The organism is Gordonia crocea, assembly GCF_009932435.1.
Classification (GTDB): domain Bacteria; phylum Actinomycetota; class Actinomycetes; order Mycobacteriales; family Mycobacteriaceae; genus Gordonia; species Gordonia crocea.
This window is the reverse complement of record NZ_BJOU01000017.1, coordinates 129,938-150,276: the sequence shown is the minus strand read 5'-3', so window position 1 is coordinate 150,276 and position 20,339 is coordinate 129,938. Positions and strand designations below refer to the sequence as shown.

The window sequence follows — 20,339 nt, the reverse complement described above, 5'->3', positions numbered from 1 at the left end:
AGTTACGCATACGTTTGGGGGTATGGGGCATTCACACGACCACGCGCACCTGAGCGCGCCGACCACCGGGGAACGACGGCTGTGGCCGATGGTGGTGGCGGTGTTCCTCATCGGCGGCTTCTTCGTCGTCGAGTTGACCGTCGGCATCATGGCGAATTCGCTGGCGCTGATCGCCGACGCCGGACACATGGCCACCGATGTCGTCGCACTGGTGATGGGGCTGGCGGCGCTGTTGTTGGCCCGCCACGGCTCGGTGACCGCTCGACGGTCCTTCGGCTGGCACCGCGCCGAGGTATTCAGCGCCGTGGTCAACGCCGTCCTGTTGATCGGCGTCGGCGGCTACGTGCTCTACGAGGCGATCGAGCGCATCGGCACCGCGCCGGAGGTGCCCGGACTCACGCTGATCGTCGTCGCCCTGATCGGGCTGGCGGTCAACGTCGTCGTGATGCTGCTGCTGCGGGCCGATGCGCAGGAGTCGATCGCGGTGCGCGGCGCCTACCTCGAGGTCCTCGCCGACGCGGTGGGCAGCGTCGGTGTTCTCGTCGCCGGCATCTTCGCCATCATCACCGGCTCGGGCTATGCCGACATCGTCGTCGCCGTGCTGATCGCGCTGTGGGTGGTGCCGCGGGCGATCCGGCTCGCCGCCGACGCCCTGCGGATCCTCAACCAGCAGGCCCCCAAGCACGTCGACGTCGAGGCCCTCGGTGCGGAACTGGCCCAGATCCCCGGCGTCGAGGACATCCACGACCTGCACGTGTGGACGCTGACCACCGGGATGGACGTCGCGACCGTCCACATCGCCAGCTCGGCACCCGGCGGCGACGTCCTCGCCCGGGCCCAGGAAGTCCTCGCCGCCCACGGCCTCGAGCACGCGACGGTCCAGGTGGAGGGCGGGACGGGCGCCTGCCACGAATCCGAACTCAGCTGGTGAGCGCGACCAACCGCCACGGAACGTGGTGCGGGTAGAAGGTCGACCGGCCGGTCGCGCGCGGGGTCAAGACCCCCTCGCGCTCGACGAACACCGCCGGGCCGCCGGTCTGCACCGCCCGACCGGACCGCCACCGGTGGGGCAGCGCCCAGCCGCGGCGCGCCACGCGGCCGCGCAGATCCCCGTCGGCGCCGAGCGGTTCGATCTCCACCGCGGCGACCTCGCCGTCGAAGAGCCGGGTGTCGTCCACGTAGCCCTCGCCGAGCAGCGGACCACCGTCGGCGCCGACGTGCCGGGCCCGGCCCACCAGGACCGACGCCGCGTCGTCGCGGATCAGCGGGAACGGTGCCGGGGTGCCGTTGTGGGCGAGGTCGCGGGCGGCGGCGCCGACCGGCAACCGATACACGCGGGTGGCCCGGGTGGGTGACCCGACCACGTATGCGACGGCGACGTCGAGGCGTTCGAGAACCATCAACCGGGCCACCACCGCGGCGAGGAACGCATCGGGGTGCGGGCAGTCGCCGGCGTCGACGACGAGGCGATCGGTGGCCGACTCGCCCACCGCGTCGGACACGATCGGGCCGACGGCCGAACGCAGCGAGAGCAGGTCCCATGCGGTGCTCGAGGGCGGTGTCAGAACGGTCGCAGTCACGGCGAATAGCGTAGTCGGGCCGGTGACCAAGTAGGGTTGTGCCGGATTGTCTGGCGAGTAAGGGAGTCTGACGAATGCCTGCGATCGTCCTGATCGGCGCCCAGTGGGGCGACGAGGGCAAAGGAAAAGCGACCGACTTGCTGGGCGGCAAGCTCCAGTGGGTGGTTCGCTACCAGGGCGGCAACAACGCCGGTCACACGGTGGTCTTGCCGAACGGCGACACCTTCGCCCTGCACCTCATCCCGTCGGGGATCTTGACCCCGGGGGTCAAGAACGTCATCGGCAACGGTGTCGTCGTCGACCCCGGTGTGCTGCTCGCCGAGCTGGCCGGTTTGGAGGAGCGAGAGGTCGACACCGCCAACCTGTTCATCTCCGCCGACGCGCACCTGCTCATGCCGTACCACGTGGCGATCGACAAGGTGACCGAGCGCTTCCTGGGCAATGCCAAGATCGGCACGACCGGCCGCGGTATCGGTCCGTGCTACCAGGACAAGATCGCCCGCGTCGGCGTGCGCGCGGCCGACGTGCTCGACGAGCAGTTGCTCGCCGAAAAGGTCGAGGCCGCCTTGGAGATCAAGAACCAGATCCTCACCAAGATCTACAACCGCAAGGCACTCGAGCCGGCGGCGGTGACCGACGAGGTCCTCGGCCTGGCCGAAGGTTTCAAGCATCGGATCGCCGACACCCGTCTGCTGCTCAACCAGGCGCTGGAGCGCGACGAGACCATCCTGCTCGAGGGGTCGCAGGGCACCCTGCTCGACGTCGACCACGGCACCTACCCGTATGTCACCTCGTCCAACCCGACTGCCGGCGGCGCAGCGGTGGGCTCCGGCATCGGTCCGGGCCGCATCACGACGGTGCTGGGAATCCTCAAGGCCTACACCACCCGAGTCGGCTCCGGCCCGTTCCCGACCGAGCTCTTCGACGAGCACGGCGAGTACCTGGCGAAGGCGGGCGGCGAGGTCGGGGTCACCACCGGCCGGGCCCGGCGCTGCGGCTGGTTCGACGCCGTCATCGGGCGCTACGCCACCCGGGTCAACGGCATCACCGACTACTTCCTCACCAAGCTCGACGTCCTGTCCGGGCTCGACGAGGTGCCGATCTGCGTAGCCTACGAGGTCGGCGGGAAGCGCTTCGACGAGATGCCGATGACGCAGTCGGACTTCCACAAGGCCACGCCGGTCTACGAGACGATGCCCGGCTGGTGGGAGGACATCTCGGCGGCCCGGACCTTCGACGAGCTGCCGGTGAACGCACAGAACTACGTGCTGCGCCTGGAGGAACTCTCCGGCGCGCACATCTCGTGCATCGGCGTGGGGCCCGGGCGTGACGAAACGATCGTCCGCCGCGAGATCGCCTGAGACAATTGCCGTCGGAGACCAGCTGAGCAACGGCGAAGGAGGAGCGGGGGATGCCGCAGTTGTCGAAGGCTCGCGACTACGGCTCGGTGTTGCTCGGCTCGACCGGTGACAGCCAGCGCCTCAAACGGGTCCGCACGCAGTTCTATCTGACGATCTCGATCGTCATCTCGCACGTCATCGGTATCGGCATCGTGATCGTGCTGATCACCGTCGGAATCCCGGAACCCTCGGTGTTCCGCCGCGAATTGGTGTGGGTCAACTTCGTGGCCGTGCCGATCGTGATCGTGGCCGCGCTGCTGATCGGCGTGGTGTGGGGTACCTATTCGACGGTCCGTGCGCTGCGGTGGGCCATCCGCGGCGAGAAGCCGACGGCCGCCGACGCCAAGGCCGCGCGCCGGGTCCCGGCGCGGTTGGAGGCGATCCAGGGGCTGTTGTGGCTGGCCGCGACGATCGGCTTCACCATCGCCTACGGGATCGTCGATCCCCAGCTCATCCCCAAGATCCTGTTCGTGCTCGGCTTCGCCGGCACGGTGGTCGTCGGTATCGCCGCGTTGTTGACCGAATTCATCCTGCGGCCGACCGAGGCCGAACTGATCGCCGCCGGGTTCACCGGGGGGCGGCGGCGCCGACTGCGCGGCCGCGCCATCTCGGCGTGGCTGGTCGGGTCGGGTATCCCGATCGTCGGGATCCTGCTGGTGGGCCTGTTCACCGTGCTCTTCGACAACATGGACAAGCGCGACATGGTGGTGGCGGTCTGGGTGATCGGCGGGGTCGCCCTGTTCACCGGCCTCCTGCTGACCGTGCTGTCCAACTCCAGCGTCGTCGGCCCGGTGCGGTCGGTGCAGGAGGGGATGCGCCGGGTGCGGGCCGGGGACAACGACGTCGACCTCGTCGTCTACGACGGTTCCGAGCTCGGCGACCTGCAGGTGGGGTTCAACACCATGGTCCGCGGGCTGCGCGAGCGCGAGCGGATCCGCGACCTGTTCGGCCGGCACGTGGGCGAGGAGGTCGCCGACGCGGCGCTGCGCAACGATCCTGAGCTGGGCGGCAGCGAACAGGTGGTGGCCACCATGTTCATCGACGTCATCGGATCGACGGCGTTGGCCGCCAGCCGCACCCCGACCGAGACCGTCGCGATCCTCAACCGGTTCTTCGCGGTGATCGTCGAGGCCGTGGAGACCAACCAGGGATTGGTCAACAAGTTCGAGGGTGACGCGGTGCTGGCGATCTTCGGGGCGCCGATGCCGCTGCCGGATCCCGCCGGTGCCGCCCTGGTGACCGCGCGCCAGATCGCCGCCGCACTGCCGTCGCGGGTTCCCGAGCTGACCGCCGGTATCGGCGTCGGCTACGGGGCCGCGGTGGCGGGCAACGTCGGGGCGATCGAGCGGTTCGAGTTCACCGTGATCGGCGACCCGGTCAACGAAAGCGCCCGGCTCTCCGAGTTGGCCAAACGCGACAGCGCGCGCCCGCTGGCGTCCAAGGTGGCGGTGGACGCCGCCGGGACCGACGAGGCCCGGCACTGGGAGGTGCTCGATTCGGAGATGCTGCGCGGGCGGTCGGAGCCGACCGTGGTGTGTGCGGCCATCGTCTGATCGGCCGCCGGTCATCGTCGCGGGACCAGTAGGATGCACAGCATGACTTCCAACCCCGCATCCGGGATTCCGGCCGTGCTCGGCACCCCGCTGACCGACTCGGCCGTCCGGGTCTTGCTGCTGGGTGCCGGCGAACTCGGCAAAGAGGTGGTGATCGCCTTCCAGCGCTTCGGCGTCGAGGTGATTGCGGTGGACCGCTATCCCCACGCCCCCGGGCACCAGGTCGCCCACCACAGCGAGGTCATCGACATGACCGATCCGGCGGCGGTGACCGCCGTCATCGAGAAGTACCGGCCCGACTTCGTCGTCCCCGAAATCGAGGCGATCGCCACCGAGGCGCTCGGCGACATCGAGGCACGGGGCATCGCCCAGGTCGTCCCGTCGGCGTTCGGCGTTGCGGCGACGATGAACCGGGAGCGGGTCCGGCGGCTGGCCGATGAGGACCTGGGTATTCCGGTGCCGCCGTACCTTTTTGCCGATTCCCGCGAGGAACTGCGCGCCGCTGCGGCCCGGGTCGGCTTCCCCTGCGTGGTGAAGCCGATCATGTCCTCGTCGGGCAAGGGACAGACCATCCTGGACGGCCCCGACGACGTCGACGCGGCGTGGGAGACGGCGACGACGAAGGCGCGCGTGCAGAACACCCGGGTCATCGTCGAGGGGTTCATCGACTTCGACTACGAGGTCACCCTTCTCACGGTCCGCTCGATCGACCCGCGCACCGGCGGCATCCTCACCCAGTTCTGCGCACCGATCGGCCACCGCCAAGTCGACGGCGACTACGTCGAGAGCTGGCAGCCGCAGCAGATGGCGCCCTTCGCGATGGCCTCGGCGACGTCGATCGCGGCCCGGATCACCGGCGCGATGGCCGACGGCCAGGAACTCGGCGGGCGGGGCGTCTTCGGCGTGGAACTGTTCGTCAAGGGCGACGACGTCTACTTCTCCGAAGTCAGCCCCCGGCCGCACGACACCGGTCTGGTGACCATGGCCAGCCAGCGGATCTCGGAGTTCGAGATGCACGCCCGCGCGATCCTGGGGCTACCGGTCGAGGTCACCTTGGCCTCGCCGGGTGCGTCGGCGGTCATCTACGGCGACCGCGACGAGGAAGCCGTCGGCTTTGCCAACGTCGCGCAGGCCCTGGCGGTTCCGGAGACCAGCATCCGGCTGTTCGGAAAGCCCGAGTCCACCACGCGCCGCCGTCTGGGTGTGGTCACCGCGACCGCCGACGACACGGTGAGTGCGCGGGCCCGCGCGTCGGAGGCGGCGTCGCGGATCCGGATCGTGTCGCCGGGCGAGGCGCCGACCACGGTGATCGGCGTGCCGGGCGAGTCGAACGACGCGCAGGCGCCGACGCACAACCTGGCGCAACCGGCGCGGCAGCCGGCGTCGAAGTAGCCGCCCGTGCCGTTCTGGGGTGAGGCCCTGGTCGGGCTGGTCATCGTCATCGGCCTGTTCGGGATCGTCTTCCCGGTGCTCCCCGGCGGGATCCTGGTCGGCCTCGCGATCGGCGTCTGGGCGTTCGTGGTCGGCGGATGGGCCTGGGCCTTTTTCGCCGGTGCGGCGCTGATCATCGCGGTCGCCGAGGTGGTGAAGTACTACGTCGCCGGGCGCACGCTGAAAGCCGCGGGGGTCCCCAACGTCACGGTCCTCGTCGGCGGGATCGTGGGGATCGTCGGGTTCTTCGTCGTCCCGTTCGTCGGCCTGATCCTCGGCTTCATCGTCGGTGCGATGGTCAGCGAACTGGTGCGCGGGTGGAGCGTCGAGCAGGCCTGGCGCGGCGCCTGGGCGGCCACCAAGGCCGCCGGTGCGAGCATGCTGGTGGAACTGGCCGGGGCCCTGACCGCGGCGGCGATCTGGCTGGTGGGCGCGTTCGCCTTCTGATCCGGTCGGGGCCCGAGCCGGTCCGGACGGGTCAGTAGAGCCGCGGTTGACCGCAGTTGGCCGGGAACACCCAGGCCGAGGAATGCGGCGGGACGATGGCGATCGACGGGTATTGAAGTCCGTTGGGGCAGGCGTACATCCCATGGCCGATTCCGACGGAGTCGCCGCGGTTGGTGCACAGCGCGCCCTTGCAGTGGATGAGGGGTGCGGCGCCGGCCGTACCGGCGGACAGCAAGGTGCCGGCGGTGACGCCCACGGTGGCGGCGGTGAGGGCAAGACGTCGGGTCAGGGACATGCGGGGCCTCCGATGGCAGGGAATCGTGATACCGATGATCGGTATAGCGAATAGTCATATCACGATCACAAATCACATGTGCCGTGGACCCACCTATCGGGGTCGCCCGTACCCGACGATCCCTTCGACGGTCGACCGGTCGAAATGGTTCACGCTGATCTCGGTCGGCGGTTCGTTGCCGCCGACGGTGGTCACCCGCGTCCCGTCGACCGCGACGACGACGTTGGTGTGCTGCCGGAACCGGTTGGGTGCCGCGTAGAGCACCACGTCGCCCGGTTGCGGGGCGTAGTCGGGCCCCCGGAAGCGGTGTGCCGACTGGAAGTAGTCGGTCAGCGTCGCCACGCCCGGGATGCGCCACGAGCCGCTGTTCGGATTGACCAGCGTTACCCCGGCCTGGTGCATGGTCCAACTGACGAAATCCGCACACCACGGCTCGGTGGCGCCCTGCGCGTAATACTGGCCCGGATGGGGGTGGTCGTACTCGGCCCGCAGCACCGCCACAATCGCGCGCCGCTGGGGCGAGAGCACGGCGGTGTCGACCTCGGGGAAGGCGGCGCGCGGCTGGGGAAACACTGAGGACCACCCGCCGTCGTCGCCCGACCGCGAGGCCGCCCACCCCACGCCGCCGCCGACCAGCACCACCGCTGCCGCCAGCACCAACATTGGCCGCAGCCAGCGATTACGCCCCCGATTGGTCATGGTGACCAGCGTACCGGCGGCCTGAGCAACCTCTGTGAGGTCGCTGATCATGCCCTGAATCGGCTAACCATCGGCGACCGTCCGCCGAAAAACTGAGTAGATCGACCGCACCGTGTGGTCGAGAAGTGATTCGGAACAGATGGGGAAAAACGATGCGAAACACGAAGCGAAACGCAGCCACGATGCGCCGCGGACTGGTTGCGGCAGCGGCCTCCGCCACCCTGGCCGTCGCCGCACTCACCGCCGCCGGCCCTGCCCAGGCAGCTGCTCCCGGTGAACTGGAGATCCGCGGCGGGATCGAATGCCACTTCGGCCAAAAGGGGTCGACCTGGGACAACATCTGGTACCAGGTCCGTTGGATGACCGTCGTCAACGTCGGCGGCTCGACGATGCGCAACGTCACGCTGCAGGAGATCAACGGCGGAAGCGCCTTCGCGCGCGAGATCAAGCCCGGCCAGTCGATGTCGCACTGGGACAACCGCGCCAAGCGTTGGAAGCGGCCCATCGAGACCCGCTGGCCCGGGTGCATCCCGACGTCGATCAGTGGCTACACCTGGGGTGACACCATCGAGAACCTCGGGAACAACTTCGGCTACTGGAGCACCAATATCGACCGGCCGGCACGCCCCGGTCGCTGATCGGTCTCAGGCCTTGCGGACCTTGTCCGGCTCGGAGGCGGCGAGCATCTCGTCCCGCTCGACGACCTTGATGCGTTCGCGGCCCTCCGCGGCGCCCAGCGAGCGCTCGTGCTCGTCGAGGCGGTACCAGCCGTCCCACGTGGTGAACGGGATTCCCCGGCTCTCCAGCAGGGCGACGATCGCCTCCTCGGCCGGCGACTCCGGCGAACCGAGGGCGTCGTTGTGCAGGTCTTCGACGATGCACTCGACGGTCTCGTTGGCATCGCCCTTGGTGTGGCCGATCAGGCCGACGGGGCCGCGCTTGACCCAGCCGGTCGTGTACAGGCCGCTCAGGTGCGCACCCTCGTCGAAAACGCGGCCGGCCTCGTTCGGGATCACGCCGGCGGCGTGGTCGAACGGGATTTCCGGCAGGTTGTCCGAAAGGTAGCCGACGGCCCGATAGATGGCCGTGACATCCCAGTCGGTGGTCTTGCCGGTGGGCTGGACGTTGCCGGTGCCGTCGAGCTCGGTGCGCTCGGTGCGCAGGCCGACGACCTTGCCGTCCTCGCCGAGGATCTCGACCGGGTTCTCGAAGAAGTGCAGGAACAGCTTGTGGATCGCCCCCTGCTTCGGCTCGCGGATCGCGTAGTTCTCGATGATCGTCGCGACCTGGTCGGTGATCTTGCTGCTGCGCCGCGCCACCGCGGACCCCTCGTCGTACTCGATGTCCTCGGGGTTGACGATGACCTCGATGTTGGGCGAGTGGTCGAGCTCCTTGAGCTCGAGCGGGGTGAACTTGGCCTGCGCCGGTCCGCGGCGGCCGAAGACGTGCACCTCAATCGCCTTGTTGGCCTTGAGGCCCTCGTAGACGTTGGCCGGGATCTCGGTGGGCAGCAGCTCGTCGCCGGTCTTGGCGAGGACGCGTGCCACGTCGAGGGCGACGTTGCCGACGCCGATGACCGCGACCTTCTCCTCGTCGAGGGGCCAGGTGCGCGGGAAGTCCGGGTGGCCGTCGTACCAGGCCACGAACTGGCCGGCGCCGTAGCTGCGCTCGAGGTCGACGCCGGGGATGTTCAGGCCGCGGTCGTCGGTCGCGCCGGTGGAGAAGATCACCGCGTCGTAGTGCGCCTGGAGATCGGTCAACGTGATGTCGGTGCCGTAGTCGATGTTGCCGAGCAGGCGGACCTGCGGCTTGTCGAGAACCTTGTGCAGGGCGTTGATGATGCCCTTGATGCGCGGGTGGTCGGGGGCCACGCCGTAGCGGATCAGGCCGAAGGGGGCCGGCATGCGCTCGTACAGGTCGATGCTGACGCCGCGTTCCTTCAGGTCGTCATGCTTCATCAGGGCATCGGCGGCGTAGATGCCGGCGGGTCCGGCGCCGACGATGGCGACGCGCAGTGCGCGGTTCTCCTTGCTCATACCTCTACGGTAAGTGGTGGAGGGCGTCGGCCAAAATGGGGCCCAGGGCCCGAAGTGAGGTTGGCCTCACTTCGCGGCTGACCTGCGGACGGCCATATACTGGGGCGTTGTGGCTGAATCCCGCGACGATGACTTGGGTCGATTGGCAGACGAGCTGAACAAGCGCGATGCCCCGACCAAGGGACCCTTCCTTGCCGCACTGGCGGTTGTCGTGGTTTTAATCGGTGTGATTCTAATTGTCCAGTGGGTACGCCCGTTTTCCGATCGCATCAGCGACGAGGACACCGTGCGCATCGCCGTGAACGACCACTACACCGCGCGCAACGCGGTCAATTACGACTCCTTCCGGGCCGCGACCTGCGCGGCCAAGGTTCCCCCGCGCGCCGAGTTCGAGTCGACCAATACCCGCTCTCGCGAGGCCAACGGGAGGATCGTCATCCCGCAGGGCCAGATCGCCGACGTCACCATCACCGGTGACAAGGCCAGTGCGACGGTCACCTGGCACTACGAGAAGCGTGCCACCGAGAACCAGAAGACGCCCACGACCCTGATCCGCCAGGACGACAAATGGAAGGTGTGCTGATGAGCTACGCCGGAGATGTGAGCCCCACCGAAGCCTGGGAGCTGTTGGAGAACGACGAGAACACCGTCCTCGTCGACTGTCGGACCACCGCCGAGTGGAACTTCGTCGGGGTCCCCGACCTCGAGGTCCTCGGCAAGCGCACGATCTTCATCGAGTGGACGACCTTTCCGTCGGGAACGCCCAACGGGCAGTTCGTCGAGCAGCTGCGCGAGGCCGGCATCGCCGACGACAGCCGGGTGTTGTTCATCTGCCGTTCCGGGCACCGGTCGATCGGCGCGGCCGAGGCGGCGACGGCGGCGGGGATCAGCCAGTCGTACAACGTCCGCGACGGTTTCGAGGGCGGCCTCGACGAGAACGACCACCGCGGCGGGACCGGGTGGCGTGCGGCCAACCTTCCCTGGCGCCAGTCCTGATACCCGTCGGGGAGTCGTGCAATGAGGAGTATCTGAGTGAATGAGATTTTCGGGGAGTTGCCCCCCGGTGTCGGGCCGGACACGATCGCGGTCCACGGCGGCGTGGCCCGGTCGGGGTTCCAGGAGACCTCCGAGGCGCTGTACCTGACCAGCGGCTACGTGTACGACTCGGCCGAGGCCGCCGAGAAGGCCTTCAACGGGGAGGAGCCGCGCTTCGTCTACTCGCGGTTCGGCAACCCCACCGTGGCGATGTTCCAGGAGCGGCTGCGCCTGCTCGACGGGGCAGAGGCCTGCTTCGCGACCGCCAGTGGCATGGCCGCGGTGTTCGTGGCCCTCGGGTCCCTGCTCAAGGCGGGTGACCGCCTGGTCGCGGCGCGCAGCCTCTTCGGCTCCTGCTTCGTCATCTGCAACGAGGTCCTGCCGCGCTGGGGCGTCGAAACCGTCTTCGTCGACGGTGAGGACCTGGCGCAGTGGGAGGAGGCGCTGTCGGTCCCGACCGACGCCGTCTTCTTCGAGACGCCGGCCAACCCGATGCAGACCCTCGTCGACGTGGCGGCGGTCTGCGACCTCGCGCACGCGGCCGGGGCCAAGGTCGTGCTGGACAACGTGTTCGCCACCCCGCTGCTGCAGCGCGGCTTCGACCTGGGCGCCGACGTCGTCGTCTACTCGGCCACCAAGCACATGGACGGGCAGGGCCGCGTGATGGGCGGCGCCATCCTGGGCGACGCGGAGTACATCTCCGGCCCGGTCCAGACCCTGATGCGCCACACCGGCCCGGCGATGAGCCCGTTCAACGCCTGGACGCTGCTCAAGGGCCTGGAGACCATGCGGCTGCGGATGGACGCCTCGGTGGCCTCGGCGCTGACGGTGGCGGAGTTCCTCGACGCCGATTCGCGCATCTCCTGGACGAAGTATCCCTTCCTGCCGTCGCATCCGCAGTACGACCTGGCGCGCAAGCAGATGGCCGGCGGGGGCACCGTGGTGACCTTCGAGATCGGCGACCGCGACGGGGTCCGCGGCAAGGAACGCGTCTTCGAGGTGCTCAACAAGCTGCGCATCGCGAAGATCTCCAACAACCTCGGTGATGCGAAGACGCTCACCACCCATCCGGCGACGACCACCCACCGGGCGATGGGCCCGGAGGGCCGTGCGGCGGTCGGGATCACCGACTCGGTGGTCCGCATCTCCATCGGCCTGGAGAACACCGAGGACCTGATCAACGATCTCGACCAGGCCCTCGGCTAGCCCCTAGCGCCGCGCTACGTCGTCAGCGCGACCTTCACGCCACCGGAGAACATCGAGTCGTGCAGCTCCAGCGTGGTCGGGACGGCTCCCTTGGGGATGTCGAAGACCAGCTTGACCGTCACGGTGTTGCCGGGGTTGATGTTGTCCCACACCGGGATGTCCGACCCGCCCAGCGCGATCTGCGCGGTGGCGTCGGACTCGTGCTGACGGCCCTGCTGGTCGACGAGCTTCTGGTTGCTGGGACTGAAACCCTGCGCCTTGTCCCCGATGTTCTTCACCGTGAGCGTCACGACGGCGAACTCGCCCTGCGCCTTCTGGGTGAGGAACTGGTTCTCGCCGACCGAGGCCAGGCCCGTCTCGACGTTGGTCACCGCGAACTCGAACTTGCCGTCGCGGACCGGCTGGTTCATCCCGGCCGTGTCGTCGGATTTCTCGTCCTTGGCCGTGTCCTTCGCGCCGTTCTGCTTGGCCGCCGGGGCGCCGCTGTTACCCGACGTGTCGGCTTTGTCGCCACCACCGGAGACCAGGGCCCCGAGGCCGCACAGCGCGATCAGCACCACGACGATGCCGATGATCAGCGGGGCGTAGGACTTCTTCGGCGGCGGCGGCGCCTGCGGGGGTGCGGGGTAGCCGGGCGCCTGCGGGGGCGCCGGGTAGCCGGGCGCCTGGCCGTACGGTCCGTACTGCTGGCCGTAGGGCGCCTGGGGATCCTGGGGGTGATTCGGTGTCGTCATGATTGCCTCCTAAAGGTCTGAGAAGACGAACAGGACAACGTACGACGACGGTCGGACAAGTACCCCCGCGCGCGGGCTAGTCGGATTCGGCGGCGATGGCCGGATCGGCGCCGAGGGCGCGCAAGGCGGTGGCGAACTTCGCGGTGGTCTCGGCCAGTTCGACGGCGGGGTCGGATTCGGCGACGATGCCGCCGCCGGCCCACGTGGTGAGGCGGTGGCGATCGGCGGCCACGCCGACGCAGCGGATGGTGACCACCCAGTCGCCGTCGCCCTCGTCGTCGCACCAGCCCACGGCTCCGCCGTAGAAACCGCGGTCGCCCTCGTAGTGCGCGATCAGCCCGGCCGCGACGTCGCTGGGGGTTCCGCCGAGCGCCGGGGTCGGCGACATGGCCAGGGCCAGGTCGAGCGCCGTGGTGGCCGGGTCGGCCAGCGTCGCGGTGATCGGTGTCGCCAGATGCCAGAGCTCCCCGGTGGAGAGGAGGGCGGGCTGGTCGGGCACGTCGATGTCGGCGCAGAACGGTGCCAGCCGTTCGCGGAGGAACTCCACGACGAAGGCGTGTTCGGCGAGGTCCTTCGCCGAATCGCGCAGCGAGGCGGCGCGCTGCTCGTCGACGACGGGATCGGCCGACCGCGGCACCGTCCCGGCGTAGGGGCGGCAGAACACCTCGCGCCCGCGGCGGGTGACCAGCAGCTCGGGGCTCGCGCCGACGATCCACTGCCCGGCGTACCGCTCGCCGGCGGCGTCGAGGGCGACGGCGAAGGCGTTGCGCGTCGCGTTGCCACTGGCGAAGGCGCCGGCCAGGGCGATCGGGTCGACCGCCTCGTCGGTGCCCAACGTCAGGGCGCGCGCCAAGACGACCTTTCCGGCCTCGCCGGCCCGGATGCGCTCGACCAGCGAGGCAACCCGGCGCATGTGCTCGGCCGGTTCGGGTTCGCGGGCCACGACGGTGACCCCGCGCCGCTGCGGGTGAATCGGGTCGATCTGCTCGGTGGACACCGTCATGTCCACCGGCTCCCACAGCGCGGCGGGGGCGTCGAGGTCGAACGGCAGCGCACCGACGACGCCGGAGCACTCACCGGTGCGCAGCGCCTGCGCCGCTTCGCGCGGATTGGGATAGGCGCGGGCTTGCCCGACGGCGGACACCGATCCACGACGACCGGACAAAACGAACGTTGGCTTCTTCAGACCCACGGCGTCCAACCGTAGCCGGGACGCCCGCCACGGCGCGATACCCGGGCACGGTGATCTGACCGACATACCCGTCGCCGGCGCCAAGTATCGTCGCCGGGGTGGAGGAACCAACGTCAGGGCAACCGGCGGTGCCGTCGACGGTCGCGACCGCTGCCTGGGCGGCGACGACGGGGCCGCAGGCGCAGGCCCAGGCACTCGGGGCGGCCGAGGCGCTGCGGCACGGGACCTACTGGAATGCGCCGCAGCTACCCGGACACGACGGCCCGCTCACCCTCGGCCCGGGCGAGCGCGAGCGGCTGCGCCTCATCCTGGCCGGGAAACCCCTGTCCCGGCAGACCTGGCTCGACGCGGTCGACGCCCACCTGCGCGGCCGGCACATCAATGCCACCCCGGGGGAGAGGGCCCTCGACCTGCGCGAGGACGTCCTCGACGAGCGTCCCGACGTGTACCTCGACATCGACGACTGGCTCACCGCCATTGCCGCCACCGGGGCCGACAATCAGTGGCCGGACCTCGACATCGATGCGGTGTGCCGGGCCGCGGTGAAGGCCTTCCACATCGAGCGCCAGCTCACCGACGACGGACTGCTGCCCGCCGGCACGCGGGTCTGGACCTACCTGGCCTACGATATCGCCACCGCGACCTCACTGGCGCAGAGCGGATTCCGGCTCGGCTTCGCCGACGGTGCGATGGTCGGGCAGATCCTCGACGCCGCCCGTGCCAACGCGGGCGCCGTCTTCGCCGACTGGGCCCAGTTCGGGGCGAGCTACGCCGCCGCCCGGTCCAGCCTGCACGGCAGCTATCCCTGCGACGACGTGTGGCGCGAAGCCACCGGCGCCGTCGCCACCCTGCTCGCCGACCCGACCGGCCCGTGGACGGCTTTGGAATTCCCGACCGGAGAGCCCGCGTGAGCACGGGGGAGCCGGACCCCGACGATGCGTTCAGCGCCGCCGACCTGGCGGCGGCCTTCGGTCGCGACAGCGCCGGGGGAGACCTCGGCTGGGTGCGGTACTCGGCGGCCGAGGCGGTGGGCAGCCGGGCCGACCGGCGGGGGTTGGCCGCGCATGCGACCGCGACGATCCCGGTCGACCCGGACGGTCCCCTGTACGGCGAGCTGGCCCAGGGACTGGCGTTGGGGGCGCTGGGTGCCGCGGGTGGCGCGACGCCGTGGAATGCCGTGCGCGAGACCGGCACCAGCGCCTACTCGGTGCGTATCGACCTCGAGCAGGTGTGGGGTATCCACGGCGCGCAGGACTGGTTCGCCGTCGTCGCCTCGATGATCGGCCTGCAAGAGTTCGTCGAGGCCGAGGCGATGCTCGTCGCCCGGGCCCCCGCCGTCGCGAGCGGCGACTACCGTGCCGAGGACTTCGACGACCTGTGGCGGCGCTGGCTCATCGACCACGACTACGGCGGGGATGCCTACGACGGCACGCATCACCGGTTGGCCGAGGTGACCGCCGTGGACGAGTACCTGCGCGGCTGCGGACTCCTCGCCCCCGACGGCTGTGTCGAGACCATCGCCGGATACACCTTCGGCTGGGCGGTGCGGCTGGCCCGGTGCGGGGTGCAGGCCGGCTATGCCGAAGCCGCCGAGGCCCGGCAGATGATTCTCACCGCCCGGGACAGTGCGGCGCGCATCTTCGCGTCGTGGACCGAGTTCGCGGTGTCCGCGGTGGCCGGCACCCTGCTGCACCACACCATCGACTGGGACGATGTGCGGGCCGCGGCGGCCACGCTGCTCGCCGTCGACCACAGTCCGTGGCGGGCGCTGCCCTTCCCGCTGAGCGACCCGAGCGGATCGGTGGCGGAGTAGACCGATGGACTATCAGGACTCACCGGCGGAGATCGCCGCCGCCGGTGCCGCCGACTACCGCGACGCGGTGCTCCCGGTCGACCCCTCGGGTCCGCTCTACGGCGTCGTCGCCCAAGGCCTTGCGCTGGGCGCCCCGTTGACGCTGATGAATTCCCGCACCCCGTGGAACGCGCTGTGGGATTGCGGTCAGATGGACGCCGCCGAATGCCGGCTCATGCTGACCGACACGTGGGGGGTGACCGACGAGGACCACTGGTTGGCCGTGATCAACCGCCTCGTCGACGGTGAGTACGGTGCCGGCGAGGCGTATTGGGCGGTGCGGGCGCGGACCCGGGCGCGGCGCCGCCTCGGCCTGCGCGTCGTCGACGAGGCCACCTGGGTCGCCGAGATCGAAACGATCTTCGCCGATTCCGAGCAGCAGCGTTTCGTCGCGCCGATCACCGCCGCCATCGACGAGGTGAACCGCGCCGAGACGATCATGCGGGCCGCCCATGTGCTCGACATCGACGAGCAGGTGGCGCATTGCGACGCCTACGACTACACCCGCGCGGTGTCGGTGGCCCGGTGGGGCGTGCGATCGGGGTGGGGGACGCCGTTCACCGTCGCCAACGTGGCGGTGGCCGTCGCGCGGCGCGCCGCGCTCGACTACACGTCGTGGCGGGATTATGCGCTGGGCTGGGATGCCGGGCGCATCGTCACCTACCCGGACACGTGGGGCCGGGCATTCGTGCCGTCGATCCGGGCGGTGCGGTCCCTGTTGGACTCGCCGGTCTCACCGTGGAACAACCTGCCGTTCCCCGATCCCGAAGATGCCGAGCCCTCAGATGCTGAGCCCTCAGATGCCGAGCCCACCGATCCCGGGCCCAGCCCAGACGGGGCTAGTGACCCTGGGTCTTGAGCCGCTCGACGGCCTCGTCGAGCACCTTCTGGGCCTGCTCGCGGCCGACCCATCCGCCCGGCTGGACTTCCTTGCCCGGCTCGAGGTCCTTGTAGTGCTCGAAGAAGTGGGCGATGGCCTTGGTCTCGAAGTCGCTGACGTCGCCGATGTCCTGGATGTGGTCCCAGCGCACGTCGTCGGCGGGGACGCAGAGCAGCTTGTCGTCGCCGCCGGCCTCGTCGGTCATCGTGTACATCCCGACGACGCGGGCCTTGACGGTGCAGCCCGGGAAGACCGACTCGGGGAGCAGGACCAGCGCGTCGAGCGGATCGCCGTCCTCGCCGAGCGTGTGGTCGACGAAGCCGTAGTCGGCGGGGTAGCCCATCGACGTGTACAGGTAGCGGTCGAGGTAGACACGACCGGTCTCATGGTCGACCTCGTACTTGTTGCGGCTCCCCTTGGGGATCTCGATGATGACGTCGACGGCCACGGTTGTTCCTCTCGTTGGTCGGCTCAAAGCCGGTTCAACGATACTGTTTAGCTTGAGCGGGTCTGCAACGGACGCCGGGAATGGCGCGGAGGTGACGGTGAGCGGTTCGGGCAAACGGGGGACAGCGGTGCGCTGGACCGTCGTCGCGGTGCTGGTCGCCGCCCTGCTCGGCGGGGGCGGGGTGGTCGCCGGCCGGACGTTGATGGCCGGTGACAAGGTCCCCGACGGCACGCCGGCCCGCCCGGAGCTCATCACGCCGACACCGGCCATCCACCCGGTGAACCCGCAGGCGCCCGCCCCGTCGACCTCCGGCCTGGCCATGGCCCTGGCGAAGGTGTCCAACGACAAGGACCTCGGCGAGCTCACCGGTCAGGTCTCCGACCCGGTCACCGGCACGGTGCTCTGGGAGAAGAACCCGGACAAGCCACTCATCCCGGCGTCCAACGCGAAGATCCTCACCGCGGTCGCCGCATTGCTCGGCATGCCGCAGGACCGCCGCCTCACGACGACGGTGCTGGCCGGCGCCGACGGGCAGATCATCCTGCGCGGGGGCGGCGACCCGACGCTCTCCGGCCAGCCGGCCGGGGCGCCCACCTACTACACCGACGCGCCGCGCATCGCCGACCTCGCCGCCCAACTCCGCGCCGCCGGGGTCAAGGCCACCTCGGTCGCCGTGGACACCTCGCTCTTTACCGGACCGACGATGGACCGCACCTGGGACCGCCGCGACATCGCCGGCGGCGACATCGCACCGATCAAATCGCTGATGCTCGACGGAGGGCGGCTCGAGCCGCTCGAGGAGTACTCGCCGCGCACGCCCGACCCCGCGCTGGCCGCGGGCAAGGCCCTCGCTGCCGCGCTCGGACTCAAGGGCGGGGTCACCACGGCCGTCGCTCCCGAGGGGGCGAAGGTACTGGCGTCGGTGAAATCGGCCACCCTGGCCACCCGGGTCAACGACATGATGCGGTTCTCCGACAACGTGCTGGCCGAGACCCTCTCGGTCGAGCTGTCGTTGGCCGCCGGTGGGCCGGGCAGCCTGGCCGGCGGCGCCGACGCGGTCCTGAAAACCTTGGCCGACAAGGGTTTCGACACCACGGGGGTCACCCTGCGCGACGCGTCGGGCCTGTCCTACGCCAACCGGGTGCCGGCCCGCGTGCTCGACGCCATGATGGCCGGGGTCGCCGGGCCGCGTTACCCGCAGCTGCGGGTGCTCCTCGACGGGCTGCCGGTGGCCAACGGCACCGGCACCCTCACCGATCGGTTCAACCCGCGCAAGACCTCCGGCGCCGGATGGGTCCGGGCCAAGACGGGCACCCTCACCGGGGTGAGCTCGTTGACCGGCATCGTCCAGACCGTCGACGGCCGGGTGCTGTCCTTCGCGCTGATGTCCAACGGCACCGCCCCCGACGTGGCCCGGCCGGCGCTCGACGCCGTCGTCGGCAAGATCCGCGATTGCGGGTGCCGGTGACCGGCGCGGACGCCGCCGCGCCCCGCGACCCGGGCCCGGCGATCGACTGGGAGGTGGCCGCGGGGATCGGGCGCCGCCTGGCCCGCGGCGGCCCGGCGATGACCCGCTACACGCGTGACCAGGTCTACGCCGAACTCGCCGAGGCCTCGGCCCGCGCCGAGGCGCCGGTGCGTGAGGTGACCGGCCTGGCCGACGGGTTGGCGGTCCCGGCCGCCCGGGTGATCGACCGCGGCGAGTGGGTCGGCGCCGCCGCCGAGTCGATGCGGTCGATGACCGGCGCCGCCGCGGCCGCGGCCGCCGATGTGGACGAGGACCCGGGCTTCGACGCCGGCGGCGATGCCGATGACGGCGGGTTGATGGCCACCCTCACGGCCAAGGCGGGCGGCTTCCAGGCCGGCGGCCTGTTGGCCTTCCTGTCCGGGGCGATCCTGGGCCAGTACGACCCGTTCACCGAGGATCCGAGCACCGGCGACGACGGGGTGCTGCTGCTGGTCGCCCCCAACATCGTCGCGGTGGAGCGCAAGCTCAAGGTCGTGCCCTCGGACTTCCGCCTGTGGGTGTGCCTGCACGAGGTCACTCACCGGGTGCAGTTCTCGGCCAATCCGTGGCTGCGCGACTACATGGTCGACAACCTGGCCACGTTGACCGCGGCCGGCGAGGAGACCACCACCGAACTGGTGTCGCGGGTGGTGGCCGCGGTGCGCAGCGACAAGCCGCGCGAGTCGGGGGTACTCGGCGTGATGCAGCTGCTGCAGTCCCCCGAGCAATACGACGCCTTCACCAACCTGATGATGCTGGGCACGCTCCTCGAGGGCCACGCCGACCACGTCATGGACGCCGTCGGCCCCGCGCACGTACCGACGGTGGCCCAGATCCGGGCCGGATTCGACGCGCGGCGCACCGCGCCGCGCAACCCGATCGCACGCGTCATGCGGGCGCTGATCGGGATGGACGCCAAACTCGCTCAATACATCCGCGGCAAGGCCTTCACCGACCACGTCGTCGACGCCGTCGGCATGGAACGGTTCAACACCATCTGGACGGCGCCGGACACGCTGCCCCGCCCCGACGAGATCGACGAGCCGGACCGGTGGATCGCCCGAGTGCTCTGAGGGGACCCGGCGCGCTCCTCGGCGCGGTCCGTGCCTTCGCGGGCAGCCACCTGACCGGACGCGAAGTGTGCGTCGCCCTGTCCGGCGGCCCGGATTCGCTGGCCTTGACCGCCGCCGCGGTGCGGTCCGACCTCGCCGTCGAGGCGCTCATCGTCGACCACGGGTTGCAGCCGCAGTCCGCGCGCGTGGCCGCCGACGCGGCCGCGGCCGCCGAGTCGCTGGGGGCGCGGGCGACCGTGGTGTCGGTCGTCGTCGGCGACGACGGGGGGGTGGAGGCGGCCGCCCGATCCGCGCGGTACGCGGCATTGGACTCGGCGCGCAGCGGGCGCCCGGTGCTGGTGGGCCACACCCTCGACGACCAGGCCGAGACGGTCCTGCTGGGGCTGGCGCGGGGCTCGGGCCCGGCGTCGCTGTCGGGCATGCGGGCCTGGCGGGAGCCGTGGGGCCGACCGCTGCTGGGGTTGCGCCGGGCCGACACCGTCGCCGCCTGCGCGCAATGGGGGTTGGCGCCCGCGCGCGACCCGCACAACGACGACCCGCGCTTCACCCGCGTGCGGGTGCGCGCCGAGGTACTCCCGCTGCTGGAGGAGGTCCTCGGCGGGGGAGTGGCACCGGCCTTGGCGCGCACCGCGGACCTGCTGGCCGCCGACAACGAGCTTCTCGACGAGCTGGCCGACGAACTGGCGGTGGCCTGTGCCCGGGCCGGTGCACTCGTCGTCGAACCGCTGGCCCGCGCGCCGCAGGCGCTGCGAACCCGGGTGCTGCACCGATGGCTGGGCGAGATCGGTGGGCCGAACCACGCCGTCGTCGCCGCGGTCGACGCGCTGGTCACCCGCTGGCGTGGGCAGGGCCCCGTCGCGGTGGGCGGCGATGAGGATTCGCGGCTGGTCGTCGAGCGGGTCGACGACCACCTCCGGCTGGCGCGCCAACCCCGTTAACGGAGCAGGTTCGCGGCGAACCAACCCGTGCCC

At 70.4% G+C, this 20,339-nt stretch carries 21 protein-coding genes and 1 pseudogene; 15 read left to right on the top strand and 7 right to left on the bottom strand.

Annotated features, from left to right (window positions below; all coding sequences use genetic code 11):
• Positions 1–22 precede the first annotated feature (22 nt).
• Positions 23–931, top strand: coding sequence for a cation diffusion facilitator family transporter (locus nbrcactino_RS15965; RefSeq protein WP_161928464.1), 909 nt, complete (start codon positions 23–25; stop codon positions 929–931).
• Here the strand turns inward: nbrcactino_RS15965 and nbrcactino_RS15960 are convergent.
• Positions 921–1,580 (bottom strand): hypothetical protein, encoded by a 660-nt coding sequence (locus nbrcactino_RS15960; RefSeq protein ID WP_161928463.1) that lies wholly within the window; start codon positions 1,578–1,580, stop codon positions 921–923. The two genes, nbrcactino_RS15965 and nbrcactino_RS15960, sit on opposite strands and share 11 nt — an antisense overlap.
• Before the next feature lie 74 nt (positions 1,581–1,654).
• Here nbrcactino_RS15960 and nbrcactino_RS15955 point away from each other — a divergent pair, with 74 nt between their 5' ends.
• From nbrcactino_RS15955 to nbrcactino_RS15940, 4 genes and pseudogenes are all read left to right on the top strand, one after another.
• A complete protein-coding gene (locus tag nbrcactino_RS15955; protein WP_161928462.1) occupies positions 1,655–2,941 on the top strand; it encodes an adenylosuccinate synthase in 1,287 nt (428 codons plus the stop codon).
• A gap of 50 nt (positions 2,942–2,991) precedes the next feature.
• Positions 2,992–4,533: an adenylate/guanylate cyclase domain-containing protein gene (locus nbrcactino_RS15950; protein ID WP_161928461.1), complete on the top strand. Its 1,542-nt coding sequence runs from the start codon at positions 2,992–2,994 to the stop codon at positions 4,531–4,533.
• Between the two features lie 33 nt (positions 4,534–4,566).
• Positions 4,567–5,913: pseudogene (purT, locus tag nbrcactino_RS15945) on the top strand (formate-dependent phosphoribosylglycinamide formyltransferase); the annotation flags it as partial.
• Positions 5,914–5,931: 18 nt separating this feature from the next.
• Positions 5,932–6,411, top strand: coding sequence for a DUF456 domain-containing protein (locus tag nbrcactino_RS15940; RefSeq protein WP_161928459.1), 480 nt, complete (start codon positions 5,932–5,934; stop codon positions 6,409–6,411).
• A gap of 31 nt (positions 6,412–6,442) precedes the next feature.
• On the opposite strand, the gene nbrcactino_RS15935 is transcribed toward nbrcactino_RS15940, so the two are convergent.
• Both nbrcactino_RS15935 and nbrcactino_RS15930 read right to left on the bottom strand, forming a co-directional pair.
• Positions 6,443–6,706 carry a hypothetical protein gene (locus nbrcactino_RS15935; protein ID WP_161928458.1) on the bottom strand — a complete coding sequence of 88 codons (264 nt, stop codon included), beginning with the start codon at positions 6,704–6,706 and terminating at the stop codon, positions 6,443–6,445.
• A gap of 93 nt (positions 6,707–6,799) precedes the next feature.
• Complete coding sequence (locus nbrcactino_RS15930) at positions 6,800–7,405, bottom strand: CHAP domain-containing protein (RefSeq protein ID WP_228460978.1); 606 nt, start codon at positions 7,403–7,405, stop codon at positions 6,800–6,802.
• A 152-nt stretch (positions 7,406–7,557) separates the two neighbouring features.
• Between nbrcactino_RS15930 and nbrcactino_RS15925 the strand changes: the two genes are divergently transcribed.
• A complete protein-coding gene (locus tag nbrcactino_RS15925; RefSeq protein WP_228460976.1) occupies positions 7,558–8,043 on the top strand; it encodes a hypothetical protein in 486 nt (161 codons plus the stop codon).
• 6 nt (positions 8,044–8,049) lie between these two features.
• On the opposite strand, the gene nbrcactino_RS15920 is transcribed toward nbrcactino_RS15925, so the two are convergent.
• Complete coding sequence (locus nbrcactino_RS15920; protein WP_161928457.1) at positions 8,050–9,441, bottom strand: FAD-dependent oxidoreductase; 1,392 nt, start codon at positions 9,439–9,441, stop codon at positions 8,050–8,052.
• 109 nt (positions 9,442–9,550) lie between these two features.
• Between nbrcactino_RS15920 and nbrcactino_RS15915 the strand changes: the two genes are divergently transcribed.
• From nbrcactino_RS15915 to nbrcactino_RS15905, 3 genes are read left to right on the top strand one after another with little or no spacing between them, the layout of a single operon-like run.
• Positions 9,551–10,024, top strand: coding sequence for an Rv0361 family membrane protein (locus tag nbrcactino_RS15915; RefSeq protein ID WP_161928456.1), 474 nt, complete (start codon positions 9,551–9,553; stop codon positions 10,022–10,024).
• Positions 10,024–10,437, top strand: coding sequence for a rhodanese-like domain-containing protein (locus nbrcactino_RS15910; RefSeq protein WP_161928455.1), 414 nt, complete (start codon positions 10,024–10,026; stop codon positions 10,435–10,437). Before nbrcactino_RS15915 ends, nbrcactino_RS15910 begins: the two co-directional genes overlap by 1 nt.
• A gap of 45 nt (positions 10,438–10,482) precedes the next feature.
• Positions 10,483–11,682, top strand: coding sequence for an O-succinylhomoserine sulfhydrylase (locus nbrcactino_RS15905; RefSeq protein WP_161928578.1), 1,200 nt, complete (start codon positions 10,483–10,485; stop codon positions 11,680–11,682).
• A 14-nt stretch (positions 11,683–11,696) separates the two neighbouring features.
• On the opposite strand, the gene nbrcactino_RS15900 is transcribed toward nbrcactino_RS15905, so the two are convergent.
• Positions 11,697–12,416: a DUF4352 domain-containing protein gene (locus tag nbrcactino_RS15900; protein ID WP_161928454.1), complete on the bottom strand. Its 720-nt coding sequence runs from the start codon at positions 12,414–12,416 to the stop codon at positions 11,697–11,699.
• Between the two features lie 76 nt (positions 12,417–12,492).
• The gene (locus nbrcactino_RS15895) at positions 12,493–13,608 is read right to left on the bottom strand and encodes an isochorismate synthase (RefSeq protein ID WP_228460974.1); all 1,116 of its coding nucleotides are present in this window, start codon (positions 13,606–13,608) and stop codon (positions 12,493–12,495) included.
• A gap of 98 nt (positions 13,609–13,706) precedes the next feature.
• Between nbrcactino_RS15895 and nbrcactino_RS15890 the strand changes: the two genes are divergently transcribed.
• From nbrcactino_RS15890 to nbrcactino_RS15880, 3 genes are read left to right on the top strand one after another with little or no spacing between them, the layout of a single operon-like run.
• Positions 13,707–14,519, top strand: coding sequence for a DUF1266 domain-containing protein (locus nbrcactino_RS15890; RefSeq protein ID WP_161928452.1), 813 nt, complete (start codon positions 13,707–13,709; stop codon positions 14,517–14,519).
• Entirely contained in the window at positions 14,516–15,421 is a 906-nt protein-coding gene (locus tag nbrcactino_RS15885; RefSeq protein WP_161928451.1) for a DUF1266 domain-containing protein, read from the top strand. Before nbrcactino_RS15890 ends, nbrcactino_RS15885 begins: the two co-directional genes overlap by 4 nt.
• 4 nt (positions 15,422–15,425) lie before the next feature.
• Complete coding sequence (locus nbrcactino_RS15880; protein WP_161928450.1) at positions 15,426–16,319, top strand: DUF1266 domain-containing protein; 894 nt, start codon at positions 15,426–15,428, stop codon at positions 16,317–16,319.
• Here nbrcactino_RS15880 and nbrcactino_RS15875 read toward each other — a convergent pair.
• The gene (locus tag nbrcactino_RS15875) at positions 16,300–16,788 is read right to left on the bottom strand and encodes an inorganic diphosphatase (RefSeq protein ID WP_161928449.1); all 489 of its coding nucleotides are present in this window, start codon (positions 16,786–16,788) and stop codon (positions 16,300–16,302) included. The genes nbrcactino_RS15880 and nbrcactino_RS15875 overlap by 20 nt on opposite strands.
• Positions 16,789–16,879: 91 nt before the next feature.
• Between nbrcactino_RS15875 and dacB the strand changes: the two genes are divergently transcribed.
• The 3 genes from dacB to tilS are packed head-to-tail and all read left to right on the top strand — an operon-like array spanning position 16,880 to position 20,306.
• The gene (gene dacB / locus nbrcactino_RS15870; protein ID WP_371864602.1) at positions 16,880–18,256 is read left to right on the top strand and encodes a D-alanyl-D-alanine carboxypeptidase/D-alanyl-D-alanine endopeptidase; all 1,377 of its coding nucleotides are present in this window, start codon (positions 16,880–16,882) and stop codon (positions 18,254–18,256) included.
• Positions 18,253–19,368 (top strand): Rv3626c family coenzyme F420 biosynthesis-associated protein, encoded by a 1,116-nt coding sequence (locus tag nbrcactino_RS15865; RefSeq protein WP_228460970.1) that lies wholly within the window; start codon positions 18,253–18,255, stop codon positions 19,366–19,368. Before dacB ends, nbrcactino_RS15865 begins: the two co-directional genes overlap by 4 nt.
• Positions 19,365–20,306 (top strand): tRNA lysidine(34) synthetase TilS, encoded by a 942-nt coding sequence (gene tilS / locus nbrcactino_RS15860; protein ID WP_161928577.1) that lies wholly within the window; start codon positions 19,365–19,367, stop codon positions 20,304–20,306. The genes nbrcactino_RS15865 and tilS overlap by 4 nt, the downstream gene beginning before the upstream one ends.
• Positions 20,307–20,339 lie beyond the last annotated feature (33 nt).